This window comes from Roseomonas acroporae, assembly GCF_023223525.1.
GTDB lineage: Bacteria > Pseudomonadota > Alphaproteobacteria > Acetobacterales > Acetobacteraceae > Roseomonas_E > Roseomonas_E acroporae.
This window is the reverse complement of sequence record NZ_JALPRX010000044.1, coordinates 1-3097: the sequence shown is the minus strand read 5'-3', so window position 1 is coordinate 3097 and position 3097 is coordinate 1. Positions and strand designations below refer to the sequence as shown.

Below are 3097 nucleotides of genomic sequence, written 5' to 3'. Positions count from 1 at the left end.
CCCCCCCCCCCCCCCCCCCCCCCGCTGGGGGAGTGCCCGACGGCGGTTCCGGCGGCGCCGCCGCGAGGGAGCCTCGCCTGGCGCCGGGACTCCGGAGGACGCCGGAAGGGCCCGCGGGTTCCGGGCGGCCATCGGCCGCGGCCCCGCCGAGAGCGGCAACATGCCCGGCGCGGGGGAGAGCGGCAAGGCGGACCGCCGCAACGCAGCCCCCGCCGCGACGCCGGCACCGGCCCGCGGCGCCGCCGGCTCCCGTCCGACGCCGCTGCGCCGGCTTCCCCACCTCCGGCGGGCGTCGTTTGGCGGATCACGCAAGCCTGTTACCATCGCCGCAGACAAGGCGCGGCCCACCGATCCGACCAGCGGCCGGGACCGTGCCGGGGAAGGAGACCTCCATGACCGTATCCCGACGCACCCTGCTCGCGGCGGGTGCCGCCGGCGCCCTCGCCACGCCGCTGCGCGCCCGGGCCCAGGGCGGACCGGCCGGAGGGCCGGCCGCCGCACCCACCATCCGGCTCGGCGTGCTGAACGACCAGTCCGGCCCCTACCGCGACGACACCGGTCCCACCAGCGTCGCCTGCGTCCGTCAGGCGGTGCAGGATTTCGGCAGCCGCGGCTTCAACGTCGAGGTCGTCAGCGCCGACCACCAGAACAAGCCCGACATCGGCGCGGCCATCGTGCGCGAGTGGTTCGACCGCGGCGGGGTGGACGCGGTGTGCGACGTGCCGACCTCCTCGGTCGCTCTCGCGGTGAACACGATCTGCCGCGAGAAGAACAAGGTGATGCTGAACTCCGGCGCCGCCAGCACCGACCTCACCGGCGCACAGTGCAGCCCGAACACGGTGCACTGGACCTACGACACCTACATGCTGGCCCGCTCCACCGGCGGCGCCATGGTCCGCCAGGGCGGCGATTCCTGGTACTTCCTCACCGCCAACTACGTGTTCGGCCAGCAATTGCAGCGCGACACCACGCGCTTCGTCGAGCAGGCGAACGGCCGCGTGGCGGGCAGCGCGCAGTACCCCTTCCCCGAGACCACCGACTTCTCCGCCATGCTGCTGCGCGCCAAGGCGTCGGGCGCCAAGGTGCTGGGCCTGTGCAATTCCGGCGACGACACGCTGAACTGCATCAAGCAGGCGCGGGAGTTCGGCCTGCTGCGCTCGATGAAGGTCGCGGCGCTGCTCTGCTACAACAGCAACATCCGCTCGATGGGCCTCGACGTGGCGCAGGGCCTGCTGCTCACCGAAAGCTACTACTGGGATCTCAACGACCGCACCCGCGCCTTCAACGAGCGCATCCGCTCCAAGACCCCCGACCACTGGCCGCAGATGACCCAGGCCGGCAATTACGGCGCCGCGCTGCACTACCTGAAGGCGGTGGCGGATCTCGGCCCGGCGGCGGCCAAGGCGAGCGGGCGCGCCGTGGTCGAGCGCATGAAGGCGATGCCCACCGACGACGACTGCTTCGGCCAGGGCCGCATCCGCGCCGACGGGCGCAAGATCCACCCCTCCTACCTGTTCGAGGCGAAGAAGCCCTCGGAGAGCCGGGGGCCGTGGGACTGCCTGAAGCTGGTCGCCACCACCCCGGCGGAGGAGGCGTTCCGGCCGGAGAGCGAGGGGGGCTGCCCGCTGGTCCGCTGAACGGCGCCCCGTGACGGTGCCGGCCCTGGCCGGCCGGCGCTTCGCCGCCGGGCCGGGCGGGATCCGCCCGGCCCGGTTCCGTCACTGCGTGGCGCGGTCGATCGCCCGGCCCACGGCGGTGCCGGGCGGGTTGCCCGGCGTCCCGTCGGACTGGCCCGGATAGGCGCCGCTGGTATTGGTGCCGGCGGCACGGTCGAGGGCGCGCGTCGCGGCGGTGCCGCGCGGGTTGGCCGGCGTGCCGTCGGACTGCGCCGGGTAGGCGCCGCTCACGTTGGTCCCGGCGGCGCGGTCCGCCGCCCGGGTGGCCGCCGTGCCCGGCGGGTTGCGGCGCGTGGTGGTGTGCGCGTGGTGGCGCGTATGGCTGTTGTTGCGCGGGTAGGCGCCGCTGGTGTTGGTGCCGGCGACCCGGTCGTAGGCGCGGCTGGCCTCGGTGCCGGGCGGGTTGGCGGGCGTGCCGTCGGCCTGGGCCGGATAGGCGCCGCTGACATCGGTGCCGGCGGCGCGGTCCACGGCGCGGGTGACGTCGTTGTTCGTCACCGTCTGGGGCGAGCCGGCGCAGGCGGAGACGGCGAGCAGGGAGCCGGCGGCGGCGAGGGTGGTGAGCAGGTTCTTCCGAGCGGACATGGCGATCCGTCATCCTTCGTTTCTGGCCCGACCGGCGCGCCTCGAGGCGGCCGTTCGGCGACTTGCGTCGTGCCTAATGACGCAATCGGCATGAAGTTCCGCCGCCCGGACGGGTATCGAGGGCGGAAGCGTGCTTCCGGAAGGGAGCCCGCGGGAAATCCGCGCCGGAGCGGCGTGCCGGGCCCGCACCGGCCCGTCGCGGGGCGGCGCCGGGCGGAAGCCGTGCCGGCTCCCCTCCCCTGCCTTTCCCGAACGCCCTTTCCGCGCCGCCGGGGCGCTCCGTCCCGGATGCCCGCGGAGGGACGTCCGGGGACGGACGCCCCGGGAGGAACGCATCCGAGCGCGGGCTGCCGCCTCGGGTGTCAGTAGAGCGTGGCGGCGATCCGGCCCGGCAGGTCGCGGTCGTAGCCCTCGCCGTCGAACCCGCCGCCCGCCTGCTGCCCGCGCGCGAGGTCGGCCAGGATGGTCCCGGTGCTCGGCAGCGCCGAGCGCGGCAGGCGACGCTCCGGCTCCCAAAGCCCGGCGCGCAGCACCGCCCGGGAGCACTGGAAGTAGGCTGTCTCCACCCGCACCACGAGCACCGAGCGCGGCAGCCGGCCCTCATGCGCGAAGCGGTGCAGCAGTGCCGGCGCCACCGAGATCGCCGCGCGGCCGTTCACCCGCAGCGTCTCGCCGATGCCGGGGATCAGGAACAGCAGCGCCACGCGCGGATCGGCCAGGATGTTGCGCAGGCTGTCGATGCGGTTGTTGCCGCGCCGGTCGGGCAGCAGCAGCGTGCGCGCATCCGCCACCTCGACGAAGCCCGCCGCGTCGCCGCGCGGCGACGCGTCCAGCCC

The 3097-nt window shown here is 75.0% G+C and carries 3 protein-coding genes; 1 reads left to right on the top strand and 2 read right to left on the bottom strand.

Annotation, left to right across the window (positions count from 1 at the left end; all coding sequences use genetic code 11):
* The first annotated feature begins 392 nt into the window (after positions 1-392).
* Positions 393-1637 carry an ABC transporter substrate-binding protein gene (locus M0638_RS11085; protein WP_248667050.1) on the top strand — a complete coding sequence of 415 codons (1245 nt, stop codon included), beginning with the start codon at positions 393-395 and terminating at the stop codon, positions 1635-1637.
* Positions 1638-1718: 81 nt separating this feature from the next.
* Here M0638_RS11085 and M0638_RS11080 read toward each other — a convergent pair whose 3' ends face one another.
* Together M0638_RS11080 and M0638_RS11075 are read right to left on the bottom strand one after the other, a co-directional pair.
* Positions 1719-2261: a YgdI/YgdR family lipoprotein gene (locus tag M0638_RS11080; protein WP_248667049.1), complete on the bottom strand. Its 543-nt coding sequence runs from the start codon at positions 2259-2261 to the stop codon at positions 1719-1721.
* Between the two features lie 362 nt (positions 2262-2623).
* Positions 2624-3097, bottom strand: a 474-nt coding sequence (locus M0638_RS11075) for an MSMEG_1061 family FMN-dependent PPOX-type flavoprotein (protein ID WP_248667048.1), incomplete at its 5' end; no start/stop codon positions are given.

Bases quoted from the DNA above. Each gene is read 5' to 3' on its own strand.
- M0638_RS11085 (WP_248667050.1), top strand. From the start codon at position 393: ATGACCGTATCCCGACGCACCCTGCTCGCGGCGGGTGCCGCCGGCGCC.
- M0638_RS11080 (WP_248667049.1), bottom strand. From the start codon at position 2,261: ATGTCCGCTCGGAAGAACCTGCTCACCACCCTCGCCGCCGCCGGCTCC.